Origin of the sequence: Rhizobium sp. 32-5/1 (assembly GCF_029537235.1) — a bacterium.
In the GTDB taxonomy this organism is placed as follows: domain Bacteria; phylum Pseudomonadota; class Alphaproteobacteria; order Rhizobiales; family Rhizobiaceae; genus Pararhizobium.
In genome coordinates this window covers 1,591,931-1,611,880 of record NZ_CP120638.1, presented here as the reverse complement: position 1 = coordinate 1,611,880, position 19,950 = coordinate 1,591,931, and the positions used below count along the sequence as shown (strand labels likewise).

Here is a 19,950-nt window from a genome sequence, read left to right as displayed (position 1 = left end):
CCCCTCCCGACCTTGCGGGCCACCCTCCCCACAAGGGGAGGGGAAGACCTCACACCCGTTCGATGATCGTTGCGGTGCCCATGCCGGCGCCGATGCAGAGCGTTACCAGGGCCGTGTTCAGATCGCGGCGTTCCAGTTCGTCGAGCACGGTGCCGAGGATCATCGCGCCGGTGGCGCCGAGTGGATGGCCCATGGCGATCGCGCCGCCTGCAACGTTCATCTTGTCGTGCGAAACGTCGAAAGCCTGCATGAAGCGCAGAACGACGGCGGCAAACGCCTCGTTGAGTTCGAACAGGTCGATATCGGCGATCGTCATGCCTGAGCGCTTCAGGATCTTCTCGGTGACATCGATCGGACCGGTCAGCATCAGGGCCGGATCGGAGCCGATGTTGGCAAAATGCCGGATGCGGGCGCGGGGTTTAAGTCCCATCGCCTCGCCGCCGGCCTTGGAGCCGACAAGCACGGCGGCCGAACCATCGACGATACCCGACGAATTGCCGGCATGGTGGACGTAGGTAATCTTTTCGATTTCCGGATGCGCCTGGATGCCAACGGCCTCGAAGCCGCCCATCTCGCCGGGCATCTGGAAGGAGGGGTTGAGTGAGGCGAGCGACTGCATCGTCGTCGTCGGACGCATGTGCTCGTCCCGGGCAAGAATGGTGATCCCGTTCTGGTCCTTCACCGGAATGACAGACTTGTCGAACCAGCCATTGTCCCAGGAATGGGCGGCGCGCTTCTGGCTTTCGACGGCATAGGCATCGACGTCATCACGGGAGAAGCCGTATTTCGTGGCGATCAGGTCAGCCGAGACGCCCTGCGGCATGAAATAGCCGGGGAAATTGACGGACGGGTCCATGTACCAGGCGCCGCCCGACATGCCCATGCCGACCCGCGACATCGATTCCACGCCGCCGGCGATGACGATGTCGTCAGAGCCTTGCGCGATCTTGCCTGCTGCGAAATTCACCGCATCGAGACCCGACGCGCAGAAGCGCGAGATCTGCATGCCTGGCGCCTTGCTGGAATAGCCGGCCTCGAAGGCAGCAGCCTTGGGGATCACGGCGCCGGCCTCATAGACCGGATCGACGCAGCCCATGATGATGTCGTCGACCGTGGAGGTGTCGAGCCCGTTGCGGTCGCGCAGCGCTTCCAGCACCTTTGCGGCAAGGCGTGGCGTCGGCACCTCGTGCAGCGATCCATCCTTCTTGCCCCGGCCGCGCGGCGTGCGCACATGGTCGTAAATGAAGACGTCGGTCATATTTCATCTCCCTGTCGGCTTTGCGCCGTGAAATTATTGGTTTCCTCTTCTCCCCAGTGGGGAGAAGTGCCGAGCAACGCGAGGCGATGAGGAGGCTCCGGCAGGGCCGGGGCCAAAAGGCGCGCCTCCGGCGCCCCCTCATCCGGCCCTTCGGGCCACCTTCTCCCCGCTGGGGAGAAGAGGCAAGCTCAATCAGAACGCCGCAGCATCCAGTGCCATTGTGGTGTCGGCGCCGGCTTCGATGCGCGTGCGGCGCAGCGCCGTTTCCGGCATGATGCGCTCCATATAGAACTTTGCCGTGATCAGCTTGTTCTTCAGGTAGTCCTCGCGCGCCGTGTCGCCTTCGGCAAGCTTCTCTTCGGCGGTCTTGGCGATCTTCGCCCACATGTAGCCGAGAACGACGAGGCCGAAGAGGTGCATGTAGTCGGTGGAGCCGGCACCGGCATTGTCGGGCTTGGCCATTGCATTGCCCATGAACCACATGGTCGCCGCCTGCAGGTCGTTCAAGCCCTTCTTCAGGCCCTTGGTGTAGACGACGAGCTTCTCGTCCGAGCGGTTTTCCTCGCAGAAATCGCCGATTTCCTTGAACAGCGCGGTGATCGCCCGGCCGCCGTTCAGCGCCAGCTTGCGGCCGACGAGATCGAGTGCCTGGACACCGTTGGCACCTTCGTAGATCATCGCGATGCGGGCATCGCGGACATACTGGCTCATGCCATGCTCTTCGATATAGCCGTGGCCGCCATACATCTGCTGGGCCATGACGGCGTGGTCGAAGCCCTTGTCGGTCAGGACACCTTTCAGGATCGGCGTCATCAGGCCGAGAATGTCATCTGCGGTCTGGCGGTCATTGTCGTTGTCGCCGCGATGCGCGATGTCGGATTTGAGCGCCGTCCAAAGCGTGAAGGCGCGGCCGGCCTCGTTGAAGGCCTTGATGGTCATCAGCGTGCGGCGCACGTCCGGATGCACGATGATCGGATCGGCCTTCTTGTCCGGCGCCTTGGCACCCGACAGCGAGCGACCCTGGATGCGCTCGCGGGCATAATTGGCGGCGTTCTGGTAGGCCACTTCCGAAATCGACAGACCCTGCAGGCCGACGCCGAGGCGGGCCTCGTTCATCATCACGAACATGGCGTTCAGGCCCTTGTTCTCCGCACCGATGAGATAGCCGATCGCCTCGTCATAGTTCATGACGCAGGTCGAATTGCCGTGAATGCCCATCTTGTGCTCGATCGCACCACAGGACACCGGATTGCGCGCCCCAACGGAGCCGTCGGCCTCGACGTGGAACTTCGGCACGATAAACAGCGAGATGCCTTTGGTGCCTTCCGGTGCGCCCTCGATGCGGGCGATGACCAGATGGATGATATTGTCCGACATGTCGTGTTCGCCGGCGGAAATGAAGATCTTCTGGCCGGACAGCTTGTAGGAGCCGTCGCCCTGCGGCACGGCCTTGGTCCGCAGCAGGCCGAGGTCGGTGCCGCAATGCGGTTCCGTCAGGTTCATCGTGCCGGTCCACTCGCCGGAGACCATCTTCGGCAGGTAGGTCGCCTTCTGCTCGTCGGTGCCGTGCACCAGGATCGCGGCAATGGCGCCCTGGGTCAGGCCCGGATACATGGTCAGCGCCATATTGGCGGACGACATATATTCGCCGATCGCGGTGTGAAGCGTATAGGGCAGGCCCTGGCCGCCGAATTCTTCCGGCACCGAAAGCCCGAGCCAACCGCCCTCACGATACTGGTCGAAGGCTTGCTTGTAGCCCTTCGGCGTCGTCACGGTCGCATCGTCATTGCGCTTGCAGCCTTCCTGGTCGCCGGAAAGATTGACCGGGAACAGAACCTCTTCGGCAAGCTTGGCGGCCTCACCGACGATCGCCTCGATCATGTCGGGCGTCGCATCGGCAAAGCCGGGCAGGTTGTTGTAGCGCTCGATGCCGAGCACGTCGTTCAGGATGAAAAGCGTATCGTCTACCGGAGCCTTGTAGATTGGCATGTGTCGTGTCCTCGCCTGCAAACCGTTTTTGGATTCACCACGTCATTTTCAACATGCTACAAAACTTTGACGTTTGCGTAAACGTCAAAGTTTGCAGATCGGCAAACTTTGCCGCTTGATCTGCCGTCTGCGCAAAAATGCCGCATGATTTCTCCCGAAACACAGCATGCGCGCAAATCGTTAAAAAATTTTCAGTCTGGTTAACGGCTTATTTACCACGTTTCGTGAAAGGTAGGCGTTGAGATGGTCAATGCTGCAACCAGTCCTGTCTTCGCGTTTTTTGCAGTTTTGTCCGAGTCGGTAGCGGAAGCGACGAGCTGGACCAGATTTCCCCTCGTTTGCAACACCTCCGATCCAGGCCGTTAAACGAGGCGAAGAATACGATGAACGGATCGCGATCAAATCCTCCACGCCTCGGCGTCCCGTCCTACGGGGACCGGTCGTCGCTCGATGCGTTGAATCGCACGATCGAGGGGCTCGAGGCGCGTATCGAAGGGCTGATGGGCGGCGTTGCGACAAGGGACCCGCGACAGCATCCGATGGAGCGTGAAGTGGCGCAGCGTCCGGATCCGATTTCAGAGATCATGCAGCGCCAGCGCTCGCTCAGCGCCGGCCGCGACCGCATCGCCATTCGCGAGCGCGTCTCACCGCGCCAGGAAACAATTCCCCGTCAGGAGCCGGTCTACCGCCAGGAGAGCCCTGTCCGCCAGGAACCGCTGCCACGGCGCGATGCACGTTCCTATCAGGACGCGCGGGCCTATGAGGAAAAGCGGTTTGCGCCTGAGCCAATGCGGGGCCAGTCGCAGCCGGCATCCGTCAGGGCGGAGGCCAACCGTCCGGACCCTGCCATGGCGGAAATCGCCAATGCGCTCCTCGGTCTGCGGCAGGAACTGAAGAAGGACATAGCCGATGGCCTGTCCCGCGAAATGAACGCCCTGCGGGCCGAAATCCGCGGCATCACGGTGGATGCCGCACAGGACCACACGCTGGCTGAAGACATGCGCGGCGACCTGCAGAAGCTTGCCGACAGCATCAACCAGCTCGGCCGTCAGGCCTCGCCGGCACAGGCCGATGCCCTGCGCGTCGAATTCGACGAACTGCGCGCCATGATTGACGGCCTTGCCCGCGAAGACAGCGTGCGCCGCATGGAAGAGCGCTGGACCGGCGTCGAGGATCGCCTGAACATTTTCGATTCGAGCCGCGACGACGAACTCGTGGCGCTGGCCTATCGGCTCGATGAACTCAAATCCCAGATCGGTGGCATCGACAGTGCGCCGGCCATTCATGCGCTGGAAGACAAGCTGATCTCCGTCGCCCAGGCGATCGAAATGCTCGGCCGCCATATGCAGCCGGACGATCGCCGCCTTGCCTCGCAGTTTTCGGATCTGGACGCCCGTCTCGACGAAATCAGCCGCGCCATCGTTGCCAGCGGCCGCACGGCAACACCGGTTGACGCAGCCGGCAATGCCCGCGTCGAAGGCCGGCTTGCCGACCTGTCGCGCCAGATCGATACCTTGTCGCGTCCCGTCGATGGCGGTCTTGCTGCCCGTATCGAGGCGCTGACCGCCCGCGTCGAGGAACTGGCCAGCGAGGAAGCGGCCGTTCGTCTTGAGGAGCGTCTCGATCAGCTTTCGGCAATGCTGGAGCGTTCGCAGAAGAGTGCCCCACAGCCTGATCTCACGGACTATCTCGCCGACATTTCCGCCAAGATCGACGCCCTCGACCAGGGAGCGTCAACGACGCGCTGGCCGAGCGTCTCGACGATCTCGCACGCCGGATCGATCAACTGGACATGACGCCGGCCACGTCGCAGATCGGCGAGCAGCAGTTCGCCCGGCTGGAAGGCCGGCTCGCCGACATCGCGCTTCGCCTCGAGGAAACGCAGGCCGCGCCCTATGACGACGGCGAGGTCTTGCGCAGTCTCGAAGCGCAGATAGCCAATCTATCAAGCCTTGTCAGTCAACCACGCGACTATGCGGGAGCTGCCGTTCCGGCCGAATTCGAAGGCCGCATGAGCGCGCTCGAAGACTATCTGGCAACCAGCGACGAATACATCATCGAGGCTGCTCGCCAGGCTGCCGAAGCCGTGATGGATGCCTATTCGAAGAATGGCGCCGGGCATTCGGCTGCCGGCGGTGCCGATATGGCAGCCATGTCGGCCCTGTCCGAAGACCTCAAGGTTCTCGAAAACCTCAGCCGTTCGAGCGAGGAGCGCACCGCGCGCACCTTCGAAGCCCTGCATGAAACGCTTGTCCATATCGCTGAAAAACTGGAACGTCTCGAAGAGCGCGAACCTGTCTCGCAGGCCTATGCGCAACTGGAGCCTGAGCCGGCTTTCGGCAAGCGCGAGTTCCGCGACAACCGTCCCGCGATGCCGAAAGCTGCGCAGCCGGTCTTCGAGGCTGAAGATGATCCTTTCGCCGGAGCCGATTTCGATAGCCATTACGAAGAGACGAAACGCGAGATGCGGTCGCCGTCAAGCGATGCAGACCGCGCTGCGCCTTCGCGCGCCGACGTCGCCGAAGCAGTGGCGGCCACGGCGGATATTGTCGAACCATATCAACCGGAAAGCCGCTCAACGGCCCCAGCTGTCAAGACCGGCCTGATCGCAGGCCTTGCCAAGCGCTTTTCGGGCAAGGGCAGCAAGGTTGCTGCCACCGCTCCGCGCCAGGCGGTCGAGCCCACGCCGTCCATCGACCCGGTCGATGCTATGGCACCGGATATGGCCAATCAGTTGCTGGAGCCAGGTTCCGGCGTGCCTGATGTCAAGAAGATCCTCGAACGCGTCCGCGCCGGCCAGAACGGCCGCGCCCAGACTGCTCCGTCCAGCGACGCCGAGAAGGCGGACTTCATCGCCGCCGCGCGCCGTGCCGCACAACTGGCCGCAGACGAAGTCGATACGATCAATCGCTCGTCGGTTCGTGCAACGAGCGGCAATATCGGCGGCGCCTTTGCGCGCCACCGTCGGCCAATCCTGATGGCCGTTGGTGCCGTGCTGCTCGCCATCATGTCCTATCCGCTTGTCGCGACGCTGATCGACGGGAAAGCACCGGACGCTGCGCCCGTTGCCGCCATCGAGCAGCCGGTCGATGGTGAGGTTGCCCCAAGCAAGGACGTCGAGATTGCAGCGCCAGCCGCCGATGGCGATGTTGCGCCGCTCAGCAGCCTGCAGCCGGAAGCCAAGGACGCCGTGCCGGCGGATGTCGTGACGCAGCCCGAACTGGAGAAATCCGAGGCCGAAACGGTCCCGGGCGACACGCAGGCCGGTGCGCAGAGTGTTCCGACTGTGCCGGCGGACGATACCGGCAACACGACAATGCTCGCCCCGGAGAGCACGTCCAGCGATCTGACCGCCGGCTTCGAGGAGCCTAAGGATGTGGCACCTGAAGGTTTCGCGCCAGTTGCCCAGCCGCAGGGCGATATCGTTGTTCCAGCCGAAGTGACGCCAGTGGCCCTGGCCGAAGCCGCCAAGAAGGGGGACCCGCTCGCCTTCTTCGAAATCGGTGCGGTCTATACGGAAGGTCGTGGCGTCAAGGCCGATTTGGCGGAAGCCGCCAAGTGGTACCAGAAGGCTGCCGATGCCGGCATCGCGCCCGCGGAGTATCGTCTCGCAAGCCTCTATGAAAAGGGAACGGGCGTAACTCGTGACCTGACAAAGGCGAAAGGCCTTTATGAAAAAGCCGCGGAAAAGGGCAATGCCAGCGCGATGCACAATCTCGCCGTGCTGCTGGCCAGCGGTGGCGAAGGCCCCCGGATTTTGCCGCTGCCGGCAAGTGGTTTGCCAAGGCTGCCGATCTTGGCGTGCGTGACAGCCAGTTCAATCTGGCGATCCTCTATGCCCGCGGCAATGGCGTGAAGCAGGATCTGGAAGAATCCTACAAGTGGTTTGCGATCGCAGCCCGCGACGGTGATACCGATGCCGGCCAGAAGCGCGACGAAGTTGCAGCGGCCATGCGGCCCGAGCAGCTGACGAGCGCCAAGGCGAAGTTCGAGGCCTGGAAGGTGCTGCCGCTGGATGGCAAGGCCAATGCAGCGGAAGTGCCCGACAGCTGGGTCGGCAAGGGCGTGAAGACTGCTTCGGTCGATATGAAGAAGGCGGTCCGCAACATTCAGGCGATCCTCAACAACAACGGTTTCGATGCCGGCAAGCCGGATGGTGAGCTGGGCAAGAAGACGGTTTCGGCGATCAAAGCCTTCCAGAAATCGATCGGTGAAGAGCCGACGGGCGAGATCACTGATGCGCTCGTCAAGGAGCTTCTGAAGCGAAATTCGCAATAACGGCATCCGCGGTCATAAATATGCCGCGGACCAGCCGGACTGAAGGTATTGAAGGCGCTATGCATGGGGCTGAAAAGATTGACAGGCCGGGTGTGTAGGCGCATGACGGAGTGGCTTTGAACCCGCAATTTTGAGTGGTTTTCATCACCGCTCCATTTCATTTCCCCCGTGGTGAATCACTTGCCACTTTGAACGTTTCTGCCCGCTTTGCGGGCTATTGGCATATCGAGGTCTGGCCGTGACGGTGTACCTGCCCATTGCAGAGTTGTCGGTGAACATTTTCATCATCCTCGGCATGGGCGCGGCTGTCGGCTTCCTCTCCGGCATGTTCGGTGTCGGCGGTGGCTTCCTGATTACGCCGCTTTTGATCTTCTACAATATCCCGCCTGTCGTTGCCGTTGCCACCGGCGCTAACCAGGTCGTGGCCTCGTCGATATCAGGCGCCATCACCCATTTCCGGCGCGGCACGATCGATATCAAGCTCGGCACCGTGCTGCTTTGCGGCGGCTTGGCCGGCGCCACGGTCGGCGTCTGGATCTTCTCCTTCCTGCGGCGCATCGGCCAGCTCGATCTGGTCATTTCGCTGATGTACGTGCTCCTGCTTGGCACGGTCGGAACGCTGATGCTGATCGAAAGCATATCGGCGTTGCGCAAAGCTTCGAAAACCAAACGCTCGCGCTTCGCAAGCCCGGTCAGCACAATTGGGTGCATCGCCTGCCGCTGAAGATGCGCTTCAAGAAGTCGAAGATTTATCTCAGCGTCATCCCGGTCGTTGCCCTTGGTTTCGGCATCGGCATCCTGACATCGGTCATGGGCGTCGGCGGCGGCTTCATCATGGTGCCGGCGATGATCTATCTCCTGCGCATCCCCACCAATGTGGTCGTCGGAACATCGCTGTTCCAGATCATCTTCGTGTCGGCCTACACTGTCATCGTCCAGGCCAGCACCAGCTATTCCGTCGATATCGTGCTCGCCTTCGTGTTGATGATTGCCGGCGTGATTGGTGCGCAATACGGGGTGCGCGTCGGGCAGAGGTTGCGCGGCGAGCAGCTGCGCGCGCTTCTGGCGCTGCTTGTGCTTGCCGTGGGCCTGCGCCTCGCCGTCGAACTCGTCATTCCGCCGAAGGAAATCTATACGGTCGTTTCCGCGGGGCTCGGCTTCTGATGCGCACGCGAACCGTCATCGCTTCCCTTCTGTTCTGCGTCGCAGGCCTCCTTGCGGCTCCAGTACTCGGCGAGCCCGGTGATTTCACCGAAAAGCTCGATATCGGCATATCGACCGATGAAATTGCCATCACTTCGGATTTCCGCGGGGCGGATCTGACGATTTTCGGAGCCATTGACGGGTTCGACCAGAATCTGCTGGCCCAGGGAAAATACAACATTGTCGTGGCGCTCGAAGGGCCGAAGGACAATGCGACAGTGCGTAAGAAGGAGCGCGTCTTCGGCATCTGGATCAACACGAAATCGATGACCTTCGAACTCGTGCCGGAATCCTATTCGCTGTCGAGCACGCGGGATATCGAAACGATCGCCCCACCCGGCGACATGAATAATATGAGCATCGGCGTCGATCATATGCGACTGACGCCAACTGGCTATATCGGCGATGGCAGCAATCTGACCGAATTCCGCGACGCCTTCCGCCGGGCGCGCGAAAATTCCGGCGTCTACCAGCGCGACCCGGGCGGCGTCCAGTTCATCAGCTCCAGCCTTTTCAAGGCTTCGGTGCGCCTGCCCGCCGATGTGCCGAACGGCGTGCATGTGGTCCGCGCCTACCTGTTCCGTGATGGCATGTTCGTTGCCGCCAAGGCGCTGCCCTTGCGCGTCGTCAAGACCGGCATCGAGCAGGCGATCACGCGGGCCGCGCATGAATCGCCGTTTCTCTACGGCATCCTCGCCGTATTGCTGGCCGTTATCACCGGCTGGCTCGCCAGCGTGGTGTTCCGCAGGGATTGAGGTCCGGCGCCGAGCGCTTTAAGACAGGCAACAAGACTGATACCTGCCGAGAGGATTTGCCATGAAGCCGATTTTCGTCCAGCTGCAATGCGCGCCGGGCAAGACCTATGAGGTTGCAGACGAAATCTATCGCAAGGAAATCGTCTCGGAAATGTATTCGACCAGCGGCGACTACGACCTGATGCTCAAGATCTACCTAAGTGAAGACCAGGACATCGGCAAGTTCATCAACGACAACATCGCGACTGTGCCGGGCATCAACCGGTCGCTGACGACGCTGACGTTCAACGCGTTTTGACGGCGGTGTCGTCCCGGCTCCTGTATCTGCATCATCTCTGAACGGAGCACGCCAATGTGCGGCGCGCCCGGAGATTATGACTTGTAGAAATCTGCTTGTACTACGCAGTCGTCGGTGTTCCGAAGCTATACGAAGCAATCGTTTTGAGAAGGAAAATGGCATAGGGAAGATCATCGTCTCCAATCTGATGTCACTCGACGTTTGTTCGAGGGGCCGAAAAATGGGACTTGTCGTTTCACGGCAAAGTTTGAGGGTCTGAACTCGAGGCGCTGAGCAAGGAATTCGGCAGGAATGCGGATCTTCGGTCGCATACCTAAGAGGGCAGCATGGCGGCCTACTGGACGACAACCGAGGATGAAGGCGAGGTCAAGGCTTACATGAATGCCCTGCCCAAGATCGTCGCGTCACGGACGATGCACAAGGCCGGCTGGAACAACAGCCGCGTTGCCACGAACATCGTCGCAGAAATACGGCAATTGAAACAGACGAGCGAGAAGAATATCCACATTTTCGGCAGCGCCGAGCTAGTGGCCTCCCTGTTTCCGGAAGCCGGCCTGATCGACGAGATCATGGTCTGCGTCGCGCTCATGGCACTCGGTGCCGGTACTCCGCTGTTCAAGCCAATGCCGGTACAGGTGCCGCTGAAGCTGCCGGAGTAACACCCGCTGACGAACTGCGGAGTTATTATTCGCTATGGAACGCAGGCCGACGCCTAAATTAGATATGATGAATAAGAGATCGAGCGCGCACTTCAAGCCAATATGGTTGGATTTGGTGGCGTACGAAACGTCAAGACCGCCAGGCGCTACGACCGGAAATTGTTTGAGACCATTGCCGAAGGAGCAATCATCGGCTGTTTTGGTGGTGCGCTGGTATTTTTCTTCAGTTTGTTCAACGCAGCTATATTGTATTCCTCGTTATAATATCTGTTATGGGGATTGGAGGCGCGGCTCTTTATTGGTGGCGCATTTCAAGCTTGTTGGGAAAGTATCTTGAATATTTGCGTAATAGATAGACACCATTCCCATCATCTGTTTAACAATGGAGATTAGATGACCATGGTGCTGGCGTTGGGGATCGCAAAGACTTCATCGATATAGCCTCGCCTTACCCAGCAGCGCGACCTTTGTTGTCGGCGGTAACCTTGTGACAGGGCCAATTCCGAGACGATACATTGGACTGCGCCGAAACCGGTCGCCAATGGCTCGTTTGCTTCCTGATTGACGCTGAAAAGAAGCGGCGCCTTCGCGGGGATCGCTCGCAAGTAATCACCGCAAATGGTTTCGCCCATTTCGGGAAACGAATCGCAGTTTAGTACCAGATCAAATCGCCTTTGATACGCTGCGAATTCGTTGGCGAGAACGATATCTATGCCCGGCTCATCGACAGGCGGTTTCTGCGCTGTCGTCAACGTGACGCGGGTTTCCGGCAGACTGCGGCGGAGCGAGAAATATTGCATGAATGCAACTGTTGGAACGTCGACTATTGTATAATTCCGAGCGCCGCGCATCATGGCGAAATAGGCCGCACGACCAAATCCACCGCCGATCTCGCAAAGAGCCGGATGCTCGACGCCACTCGCACCAATCGCGCGGATCGCCAGATAGAGACCTTGAATATCACGCGCATGAAGAATGCCGTCGTTGAATGAGAGCCCATAGAGTCCATCGAAAATCTGCGGGACCAGCATGGAATGGCCGAGATGAGCCTCAATCTTCGCGCGCAGGATTTCCTGCGGCAAGCGCACGATTTCGCCGAGCGGCCCTTGCTCCGGGCATTCTTCACGAACGAGCCCTAAGAAGACGGCAAGCGACACAAGGGCGTCCTGAAAGGGAATTAATGCGTGCTGGAGACCGTCGGCGGAGGTCGTCGTAAAATCGGTGAAAGCGACGCGGCCTTGCATGAGGCCGTGAGACAAATCCTTTTTCTGCACGTCTACACAGTAGCGAGCAAGGGCCGCCGCGTCATTGCTCTTAAGTAATTCAATCAAATCACCGTGGCCGAACTCTACCAGTTCAGTCCACATGTTCTCCGGGGTGTTGAGGTCGCTGGCCGATATCTGGCTGTGCGCTTCGCGCCACAGCGCCTGCATTTCTGAAGCCACCATTTCGTCCTGTGGCCCGGCTTTCATCGACGAAGCACCGACCTGCAGAGAAGGAATTCCACGAGAAAGTGAATTGCAGAGCGATGCACGGGCTCGATACCATTCGGGTGTGTCATCGAACAGGGGAAAAACGTGCCCTTGGCGCGCGCAGAGAGCGCTACCCCGGCTCTCGCAGGCTTCTGTAGAGTGAACGAAAAGCCGTGATGACCGGTACCGATGCCTGAAAGCTTTAGATCGTCGCGATATTGGTCTGCCGGCAGATTTGCAATGACTTCGCCATCAATCAACACCTCAACGTAAACGGGTCGGCTCAAATCCAGCTTATTGCAAGCCCATCCGCGGATTTCGATGTCTGTTACGAAGTCGATGTGACCCACGAATTTTTCACGACGCGGAGTGATATTCGCGATAATGCCGCTAATTAATTTTCGCAAAATTTTCTGTAAGTCCTTTATTTTCAAAGCGGTTAAGGGTCGCTCTTTAGCTTTGTAATTACGTATGAGTCGTCAATCAAGGTCAAAACAAACTTCGCGGGTGGGGCTAACGGCAAAATTTTGCTGAATAATTTTAGATTTCACGGGTTTAGTAAAATTCTAGTAGCATTTCGAATTTTAGCAATAGCCTACAGGCTTTACCCCAGCAAGTTCGCAAACCGCACTGAATAGATCCTATCCCGTCCCAGCATATGGGCGATCAGGCTCTGGCGGTCGAAGAGGCCGGTCATGGCCTTGTGGCGCAGGTCGAGGCCACCGGTGGTGACGCCGAAGGCGGGCATGACGAGGCGGTGGCTGTCGGTGGCAAAACACGCCCGGCGGATCTTCTTTTCGCGGCGGATGACGGTGGCGGAAGGATGCAGGTGGCCGGCGACTTCGCCCTTGGCGCTGCCGGACGACGGTTCATGGCGGAAGGTCAGGCCGGCATGACGCAACTCGTCCATCGCAGCACCGGGCAGGCGGGTCGTGCCATCAGGATCGTGGTTGCCGTTGATCCAGATCCATTCCCGGCCGCGCGCCATGGCCTCGATCATCAGCCGGAAGTGCTCCGGCATATAGGTCGAGCCGACCCTATCGTGGAAATTATCGCCAAGGCTGATCACGGTTTTTGGGTTATGCCGGGCGATGACGGCTTCGAGGATTTTCAGCGTCGCCAAAGTGTCATAAGGCGGCAGCATCATGCCGCGGCGGGCAAAGGCCGAGCCTTTTTCCAGATGCAGGTCGGAGACGACAAGCACGTCATGATCTGGCAAATAGAGCGCGCCGAGCGGATCGCAGATGGCGGCGACGTCATGGATCATTATGCGGGCGGAAAAGGCCGGATTGTCCGGCAGGACGGACATGGAGAGCGCTACGCGGTTCATCTGATCTCTTGTGTCTCTTCGTCTTGCCGCCGCAATCTTCAACGCTCAGCCATCGCCTCCGAAAGCAGGTCGTCGGCAGCCTCTGCCAGCAGAAAGTCCTGTGCTTGTCCCGCGACCGGCTCTTTGCCGATTTCCAGCATGACCGGAACGGCCAGCGGCGAAATCCGCTCCAACGGACGGTGGATGATGTGACCCTTGATTCGGGCCAGCATATCGCCAAGCCGCTGAATATCCAAAAGCCCTGTTGCCGCATCATTGCGGGTGGCTTCCATGAGGATATGATCCGGCTCGTGGCTGCGCAGCACATCGTAGATCAGGTCCGCCGAAACCGTGACCTGCCGCCCGTTTTTTCCTTGCCCGGATGCCGCAGGTCGATCAGGCCGGCAATCACGGCGCAATTGCGGAATGTGCGTTTCAGAAGGAAGCTTTCGTTCAGCCAGGCCTCCAGATCATCCCCCAGCATGTCCTCGTCGAACAGATCGGCAAGCGACGGTTTTGCGCGCGAAAAGGCCACGCCCATATCGTCCAGCGCCCAGATCGCCAGCGCATAATCGGTGGCGACGAAGCCGAGCGGCTTCAGCCCCATGCGGTCGAGCCGGCGGGTCAGCAGCATGCCAAGCGTCTGGTGCGCCAACCGGCCTTCGAAGGCATAGATGACCATGAAATGCCGGCTGCCGCGCGGAAACGTTTCGATCAGCAATTCGTCTTCCTTGGGCAACATCGACATCTCCCGCTGCAGCGACAGCCAGTCGCGCACCTGTTCCGGCAGTGCAGCGTGCTGCGCCGGGTCTGCCAGCATCTTGCGCACCTGTTCGGCGAGGTAGGTGGACAGCGGAAACTTGCCGCCATTGTAGGACGGCACCTTGGGGTCGAGCTTGTAGCCCTGGCTGACCAGGCACTCATTTTCCCGGATGCCCTCGAAGCGCAGCACTTTGCCCGAAAACAGGAAGGTATCACCGGGCGACAACATTTCGAGGAAATATTCCTCGACCTTGCCGAGCGACATGCCCCCACGTCCGACACTGCCTTTGGTATTATGCTTCACCATGCGAACATTCAGCATCGGCGCTTCGATGATCGTGCCGACGTTCAGCCGGTATTGCTGGGCAATCTGCGGATTGGACACGCGCCATGTGCCGTCCGCCGTCTTGCGGATCTTGGCGTAGCGTTCGTAGGAGCGTAGCGCATAACCGCCGGTCGCCACGAAATCGACGATCCGTTCGAAGCTTTCCCAGGTCAGGTGGGCATAGGGACTGGCGCTGGTGATTTCGTCGTAAAGCACAAGGGGATCGAACGGCTCGGCACAGGCCATGCCGAGCACATGCTGGGCGAGTACGTCGAGCGCGCCTTTGCCGACCGGCGGTGTATCCTGTGCGCCGAGATAATTGGCGTCGAGGGCGGCCTGGCATTCCATCACCTCGAAGCGGTTGGCGGGAACCAGAATGGCGCGGCTCGGCTCGTCCATCCGGTGGTTGGCGCGGCCGATGCGCTGGGCAAGGCGGCTTGCCCCTTCGGCGCCCCGACATGGATGACCATGTCGACGTCGCCCCAGTCGATGCCGAGATCGAGCGTCGAGGTGGCAACAACGGCACGCAACTTGTTCTCGGCCATTGCCGCCTCGACCCGCCGCCGTTGACCGACATCGAGCGAGCCGTGATGCAGCGCGATCGGCAGGCTGTCGTCGTTGATCGTCCAGAGGTCCTGAAACAACCGTTCGGCCTGGCTGCGCGTGTTGACGAAGAGCAGCGTCGTCTGCTTCTCCTTGATGGCGGCATAGATGTCCGGGATCGCATAGCGTGCCGAATGGCCGGCCCAGGGAACGCGCTCCTCCGTCTTCAGGATCGAGATATCCGGCTTTGCACCGCCGCTCACCGTGATCAGCCCGGCATGATTGTTCTCGTCCGGCGCCTGGGGCACAAGCCAGCGCTGCAGGTCCATGGGGTCGGCGACGGTGGCCGACAGGCCGATCGTCTGCATGCCGGGGCAAGCCTGCGCAGACGTGAGAGGCCAAGAGAGAGCAGGTGCCCGCGCTTGGAGGTGACGAGCGAATGCAGCTCGTCCAGCACGACATATTTCAGGTCCTTGAAAAACGCTCCGCTTCGCCATTGGCAATCAGCAGCGCCACCTGTTCGGGCGTCGTGAGCAGAATATCGGGCGGATTGAGCTTCTGGCGCTGGCGCTTGGAGGAGGGCGTGTCGCCGGTACGGTTTTCGATGCGGATCGGCAGGCCCATGTCGCCGACCGGCTTCATCAGGTTGCGCTCGATATCGACGGCCAGCGCCTTGAGAGGCGAAATGTAGAGCGTGTGGATGCCGGTAAAAGCGGAGCCCGGCTTGAGCTTGCCGCGCTCGGTGAGCGAAACCAGCGACGGGAGGAAGCCGGCGAGCGTCTTGCCGGCCCCCGTGGGCGCGATCAAAAGCATGCTCTCGCCACCCTGCACCCGCGACAAAAGCTCCAATTGATGCGCGCGTGGATGCCAGCCCTTGTCTGCGAACCAGCGCAGGAAAGGCTTCGGCAACAGCACGGCGTCTCTTGCCGTTGGAGGGGAATCGATGCGGTTCACGGGAAGGAATGTAGTGCAAATGCGGGGGATGAGAAGCGCGCTGTTTTCTGCGCATTACCCCGGAGAAGTCGTCGCTCCGTCAGGCGGGAATGTCTTGTGCTCCAGGCCCCGAAACTTTCGCCAGCAAGCCTCGCTTGACATCAGAAATAATCATGGATATAAATTATCCACGATCCAAAAAGGAGATGGCGATGAAACTGGGAGAGGGTGTGGAGCAGGCCATTCACAGCGTTGCCATGCTGTCCGGTCTTTCGCGGGGCGGGGTACTTTCTGCAGCCGCAATCGCGGAATTTCACGGCGTCTCGACCAGCTACCTGCTGAAGCATCTGCAGGCGCTGTCCGGGGCCGGCATTCTCGATACGGTCCCAGGCCCGAAGGGCGGTTACCGGCTGGCAAAGCTTCCTGAAACGATCACCCTGCTCGATATCGTGCTGGCCGTCGAAGGCCCGGCGCCTGCTTTCCGCTGCAACGAAATCCGCCAGCGTGGACCCAATCCCGCTCCGGCGCGCTTCTTCACAAAGCCCTGCAACATTTCTGCCGCGATGCTGAAGGCCGAGCGGGTCTACCGGGCGGAACTCGCCAAAACCACCATTGCCGACATCGGCACCCAGCTGGCCGAAATCGACGATGGCCCGATCGCGGCGCGTAGCTGCGCTTTCCTCGAAATCCATGAACGCAAAACGGCTCGCTGAGCCCTAACCAAGGAGAAGAACCATGCAACCACGTCTCGACATGATGAAAACCTCCCCCGCCGCCGTCAAAGCCGTCTTCGCACTCGAACAATACGTACAGAACTCCGGGCTGGAACGACGGTTCATTCATCTGATCAAGCTGCGGGCCTCGCAGATCAATGGCTGCGCTTATTGCGTCGATATGCACGTGAAGGAATCCCGTCATGACGGCCTGAGCGAGCAGTGGATCAACATGATGTGCGTCTGGCGGAATCCCCGGTGTATGACGCGCGTGAACGCGCTTTGCTCGGCTGGGTCGATGCCGTGACCAACATCGCCCAGACCGGAGCACCGGATGCGGACTACGAGGCCTTGAAGGCGCATTTTTCGAACGAGGAAATTGCAAAGATCACGGTGGCAATCGGCACCATCAACGTCTGGAACCGGCTGGCTGTCAGCTTCCGCTCGCAGCACCCGGTCGACAAGGTCGCCAAGGCGGCCTGAACCGCACGCCGGAAAAGGTCAATGTCCCTGCCGTTCATACGACAGGGACTGCTGAAGCGCCGCCCGTTCCTTTTCCGGTTGGAAAGGGGTCCGCCAGGCGGGTGGCGCGCAAGCCGGCGGCCATCATTCCGGGAGTGGAGGACGGCTTTGGTCGGATGGGGAGAAATCAGAGGGCGATGTAGCGGTCGGCGCGGTGGTTGATGGCGACGAACAGGTTGAGCACGACGGCGCCGAGGACGGAATAGAAGACGACCGGTGGCGTGGTGACGAAGAAGGCAACCGCGAGCACGCACATGTCGATGGCCAGTTGAACAAGGCCGGCGCGGATGCCGAAGCGTTCCTGCAGATAGATGCCGAGAATGCCGACGCCGCCGAGACTGGCACGATGCCGATAGAGCGCAAGCAGGCCGAAGCCGAGCAGCAGGCCGCCGAGAAGCGCCGCCCAGGCCGGATGGATGCTGGAAATCTCGAAAAAGCGCGACTGCACATCGGCGAGCAGCGATGTCAGGCCAATGGCGATGAAGGTCTTGATGGTGAAGGCCATGCCGAGGCGCTTCCAGGAGAGGTAGAAGAACGGCAGGTTGAGCAGGAAGAAAGCGAGGCCGAAGTTCACGCCGAACGCATAGTGCAGCAGAAAGGCGACGCCCGCCGTGCTGCCGGTAAGCAGGCCGGCACTGGCCAGCACGTAAAGGCCGAGAGCCGCGACCAGGCTGCCGGAAAAGATCCCCTGCACATCCTCGATCGGCGTATGACGCGTGGCGCTGGTGCCCCAGAAACCAAGGGAATTGATAAGCTGCGTCATGGCGCGATCTCCGGCGGAAAACAAACGGGACAATGTCGCGCGAAAACGGCGCGAAAGGGATTCTGGAAATTCTGGATTATCAGCCGGCGCCCATGGCATTTTCGCCGCGCTTTCCGTCTGAACTGGCCGGATTATCGGGCATTTCGCGCCTGCCTGCAAGAATAATATGTAAGGAATGCTGACCTATTTTATCTTCGCAACAATCGTTCGTTCAAGGAGATTTGCGCGTAACAAATAGAATGCCGAAGACAGGTTTTCCGCCATCTTTGCGAATAACCGTGTGGCGGATGGCGAGGATGTCGAGACCATTGGTACTGCATAAGCCCGTGACATAATGTTGCGAATGGGCGTAACGCAGCGAGGGCCGCAGAACGATATCACCGTCAGTTCCTGCATCCTCGACGGAAAAGGCAAAGATGCCCGCAGGGGTGAGCAATTGTCGGGCGATGACAAAGGCGCTGTCGAGGGCGCCGAGATACATCAGAACGTCGGCGGCGCTAACGAGGTCAGCGCGGGCTTGCGAAAGTGAACCTGCCATCGCGGAGGTGGATCTTCGGCCGCCATCATCAAAGACTTTCCCAAAAACCCCTGATGCCGCAGGTCCAAGCGAAAGGTCGGCCTGTGCGAGATGGTCGTAGATCGCCTTCTCTTCCGCCTTGGCCAGCATGTTGGCCGATAGATCGAAGCCTTCAAGAACATCCGTCCGGTCGCGGATCTGCGCGCCGAAAAGACCGGTGCCGCAGCCGAGATCGACGACGCGGGAAAAGCGGTCGATGCCGCAGTGCTCGATGACCAAAGCGGCCAGTGTCTGTGGCACGATATACTCCAGCCGCTCGACGAGCGCCTTGTCGAAACGATCGGCATAGTCATCGAACAGCCGCTCGACATAAAGGCTGGACGGCTGGTCCGGCGTCGCCGTGTCCCCGAGAATCGCCAGTTTCAGGCTTGCGCCGAAGATGTCGCCGGGCTGCAGCACCAGCACCTTGCGCAGGGCAACGACCGCCGCCTCCGTTGCGCCTGATTTTTCCTGATAGTCGGCAAGACGGAACCAGCCGGCGGCCCAGTCGGGCACCAGCTCTAGCGCCTGCATCATCAGGTCGGCGGCTGCCGCATGTTCGCCTGTTTCGGCAAGCATATGGGCATATTCGGCGCGGCGATCGGCGATCAGGTCGCCGGAGGAAAGCTGGTGCGGGTTCATCGGTTGAATGCCTTTGGCGTTGCAGCGCTTCTGGCGCGCAGGGATGGTAAAGACAAGCGGTATTTTCCGTGAGGACATCATGGACCGGCATTGTGGCGGGTTGCGGGAAGGCCCGCAGAAGCTTATGTCAGGCGAAACAGGAGACAGGTTGGCCATGGCCGATGGAGTGAACAGATTTCTGGGGGATACGCCCGGTCGGTTGATCATCAAGCTTTTGGTGGTGTCGATCATCGTCGGCTTCGTCATGTCGGCCTTCGGCTGGTCGCCCTATGATATCATCTATACGATCCGCAATTTCGTGCTCGACCTCTGGCATTCGGGTTTTGCAGCGCTCGGCCGCGTCGGCGATTATCTCCTGATCGGCGCCGTCGTCGTTATTCCAGCGTTCATCATCCTGCGCATCATCAGCTACCGGCGGTAACATGGGCGATCGGAGCTTTGCCGGGCAGCGGCGGCGTTTTCTATACGTGGGCGGCATGCTGTCGCTTGCCCTTCTTGCCGGCTGCAACACCAGCAAGGTCCTGACACCGGAACCGGGCCAAGGCAGCGACCAGACCGATGCGACGCTCGGCCTGATCAACGCCCTGCGCGCCGAAAAAGGGCTTGAACCGCTGGTGCGGGATGCCGCGGCCAGCGGTGCGGCGCTCGATCAGGCGACCCGCATGGCCCGTGCCGGCAAGATGCAGCATAATATCGGCCTCGGCGCCAGTTTCTACGACCGGATGAAAGGCCAGGACGTCAGTCTGCCAGCAGCCGAAAATATCGCCGTCGGCCAGGATGACGCCGCGCGCGCCTTCGACGCCTGGGTCCGCTCGCCGAAACATCTCGTCAACATGCTCGGAGCCAACTATCGCGGGCTGGGCGTTGCCGTGGTCCAGAATCCGGCTTCCGGAAACCGGCCATACTGGGCCATGGTGCTTTCCGCCGGCTGAGTAGTGCCCTGTTGTTACCCATTAAGTGACGCCGCCGA

Annotated in this window: 12 protein-coding genes and 5 pseudogenes; 9 read left to right on the top strand and 8 right to left on the bottom strand. The window is 60.3% G+C overall.

Going from position 1 to position 19,950, the window contains the following annotated elements; all coding sequences use genetic code 11:
- Positions 1-49: 49 nt before the first annotated feature.
- Together P6U16_RS08245 and P6U16_RS08240 are read right to left on the bottom strand one after the other, a co-directional pair.
- Entirely contained in the window at positions 50-1,258 is a 1,209-nt protein-coding gene (locus P6U16_RS08245; protein ID WP_277703326.1) for an acetyl-CoA C-acetyltransferase, read from the bottom strand.
- A 192-nt stretch (positions 1,259-1,450) separates the two neighbouring features.
- Positions 1,451-3,247 (bottom strand): acyl-CoA dehydrogenase C-terminal domain-containing protein, encoded by a 1,797-nt coding sequence (locus P6U16_RS08240; RefSeq protein WP_277703325.1) that lies wholly within the window; start codon positions 3,245-3,247, stop codon positions 1,451-1,453.
- A gap of 383 nt (positions 3,248-3,630) precedes the next feature.
- Between P6U16_RS08240 and P6U16_RS08235 the strand changes: the two are divergent.
- From P6U16_RS08235 to P6U16_RS08215, 5 genes and pseudogenes are all read left to right on the top strand, one after another.
- A pseudogene (locus P6U16_RS08235) lies at positions 3,631-7,525 on the top strand (peptidoglycan-binding protein).
- Between the two features lie 238 nt (positions 7,526-7,763).
- Positions 7,764-8,689, top strand: a pseudogene (locus tag P6U16_RS08230) (sulfite exporter TauE/SafE family protein).
- Entirely contained in the window at positions 8,689-9,483 is a 795-nt protein-coding gene (locus P6U16_RS08225) for a TIGR02186 family protein (protein ID WP_277703324.1), read from the top strand. Before P6U16_RS08230 ends, P6U16_RS08225 begins: the two are co-directional and overlap by 1 nt.
- 61 nt (positions 9,484-9,544) lie before the next feature.
- A complete protein-coding gene (locus P6U16_RS08220; protein WP_277703323.1) occupies positions 9,545-9,781 on the top strand; it encodes an Lrp/AsnC ligand binding domain-containing protein in 237 nt (78 codons plus the stop codon).
- Positions 9,782-9,941: 160 nt separating this feature from the next.
- Positions 9,942-10,440 (top strand): annotated as a pseudogene (locus P6U16_RS08215) (dihydrofolate reductase family protein).
- Between the two features lie 389 nt (positions 10,441-10,829).
- Here P6U16_RS08215 and P6U16_RS08210 read toward each other — a convergent pair.
- The 4 genes and pseudogenes from P6U16_RS08210 to P6U16_RS08195 form a co-directional block, all read right to left on the bottom strand.
- Positions 10,830-11,912 (bottom strand): hypothetical protein, encoded by a 1,083-nt coding sequence (locus P6U16_RS08210; RefSeq protein WP_277703322.1) that lies wholly within the window; start codon positions 11,910-11,912, stop codon positions 10,830-10,832.
- The gene (locus P6U16_RS08205; protein ID WP_277703321.1) at positions 11,909-12,346 is read right to left on the bottom strand and encodes a hypothetical protein; all 438 of its coding nucleotides are present in this window, start codon (positions 12,344-12,346) and stop codon (positions 11,909-11,911) included. The genes P6U16_RS08210 and P6U16_RS08205 overlap by 4 nt, the downstream gene beginning before the upstream one ends.
- A 170-nt stretch (positions 12,347-12,516) precedes the next feature.
- A complete protein-coding gene (gene pdeM / locus P6U16_RS08200; protein ID WP_277703320.1) occupies positions 12,517-13,242 on the bottom strand; it encodes a ligase-associated DNA damage response endonuclease PdeM in 726 nt (241 codons plus the stop codon).
- Positions 13,243-13,280: 38 nt separating this feature from the next.
- Positions 13,281-15,805 (bottom strand): annotated as a pseudogene (locus P6U16_RS08195) (ligase-associated DNA damage response DEXH box helicase).
- A 191-nt stretch (positions 15,806-15,996) separates the two neighbouring features.
- Here P6U16_RS08195 and P6U16_RS08190 point away from each other — a divergent pair.
- Entirely contained in the window at positions 15,997-16,497 is a 501-nt protein-coding gene (locus tag P6U16_RS08190; RefSeq protein WP_277703319.1) for an Rrf2 family transcriptional regulator, read from the top strand.
- 22 nt (positions 16,498-16,519) lie between these two features.
- Positions 16,520-16,980 (top strand): annotated as a pseudogene (locus P6U16_RS08185) (carboxymuconolactone decarboxylase family protein).
- Positions 16,981-17,146: 166 nt separating this feature from the next.
- Here P6U16_RS08185 and P6U16_RS08180 read toward each other — a convergent pair.
- Both P6U16_RS08180 and P6U16_RS08175 read right to left on the bottom strand, forming a co-directional pair.
- Positions 17,147-17,782, bottom strand: a complete 636-nt coding sequence (locus tag P6U16_RS08180) for a YitT family protein (protein ID WP_277703318.1) — start codon at positions 17,780-17,782, stop codon at positions 17,147-17,149.
- A gap of 211 nt (positions 17,783-17,993) precedes the next feature.
- Positions 17,994-18,980, bottom strand: coding sequence for a methyltransferase domain-containing protein (locus P6U16_RS08175; RefSeq protein WP_277703317.1), 987 nt, complete (start codon positions 18,978-18,980; stop codon positions 17,994-17,996).
- A gap of 154 nt (positions 18,981-19,134) precedes the next feature.
- On the opposite strand from P6U16_RS08175, the gene P6U16_RS08170 reads away from it, so the two are divergent.
- Positions 19,135-19,401, top strand: a complete 267-nt coding sequence (locus P6U16_RS08170) for a DUF6460 domain-containing protein (protein ID WP_158475281.1) — start codon at positions 19,135-19,137, stop codon at positions 19,399-19,401.
- 1 nt (position 19,402) lies between these two features.
- Complete coding sequence (locus P6U16_RS08165) at positions 19,403-19,912, top strand: CAP domain-containing protein (protein WP_277703316.1); 510 nt, start codon at positions 19,403-19,405, stop codon at positions 19,910-19,912.
- Positions 19,913-19,950 lie beyond the last annotated feature (38 nt).

What these genes read in the sequence shown, in the direction of transcription:
- P6U16_RS08170 (WP_158475281.1), top strand. Translation starts at nt 19,135, where the DNA reads ATGGCCGATGGAGTGAACAGATTTCTGGGGGATACGCCCGGTCGGTTG.
- P6U16_RS08165 (WP_277703316.1), top strand. Translation starts at nt 19,403, where the DNA reads ATGGGCGATCGGAGCTTTGCCGGGCAGCGGCGGCGTTTTCTATACGTG.
- pdeM (WP_277703320.1), bottom strand. Translation starts at nt 13,242, where the DNA reads ATGAACCGCGTAGCGCTCTCCATGTCCGTCCTGCCGGACAATCCGGCC.
- P6U16_RS08245 (WP_277703326.1), bottom strand. Translation starts at nt 1,258, where the DNA reads ATGACCGACGTCTTCATTTACGACCATGTGCGCACGCCGCGCGGCCGG.
- P6U16_RS08220 (WP_277703323.1), top strand. Translation starts at nt 9,545, where the DNA reads ATGAAGCCGATTTTCGTCCAGCTGCAATGCGCGCCGGGCAAGACCTAT.
- P6U16_RS08190 (WP_277703319.1), top strand. Translation starts at nt 15,997, where the DNA reads ATGAAACTGGGAGAGGGTGTGGAGCAGGCCATTCACAGCGTTGCCATG.
- P6U16_RS08175 (WP_277703317.1), bottom strand. Translation starts at nt 18,980, where the DNA reads ATGAACCCGCACCAGCTTTCCTCCGGCGACCTGATCGCCGATCGCCGC.
- P6U16_RS08180 (WP_277703318.1), bottom strand. Translation starts at nt 17,782, where the DNA reads ATGACGCAGCTTATCAATTCCCTTGGTTTCTGGGGCACCAGCGCCACG.
- P6U16_RS08225 (WP_277703324.1), top strand. Translation starts at nt 8,689, where the DNA reads ATGCGCACGCGAACCGTCATCGCTTCCCTTCTGTTCTGCGTCGCAGGC.
- P6U16_RS08210 (WP_277703322.1), bottom strand. Translation starts at nt 11,912, where the DNA reads ATGAAAGCCGGGCCACAGGACGAAATGGTGGCTTCAGAAATGCAGGCG.
- P6U16_RS08240 (WP_277703325.1), bottom strand. Translation starts at nt 3,247, where the DNA reads ATGCCAATCTACAAGGCTCCGGTAGACGATACGCTTTTCATCCTGAAC.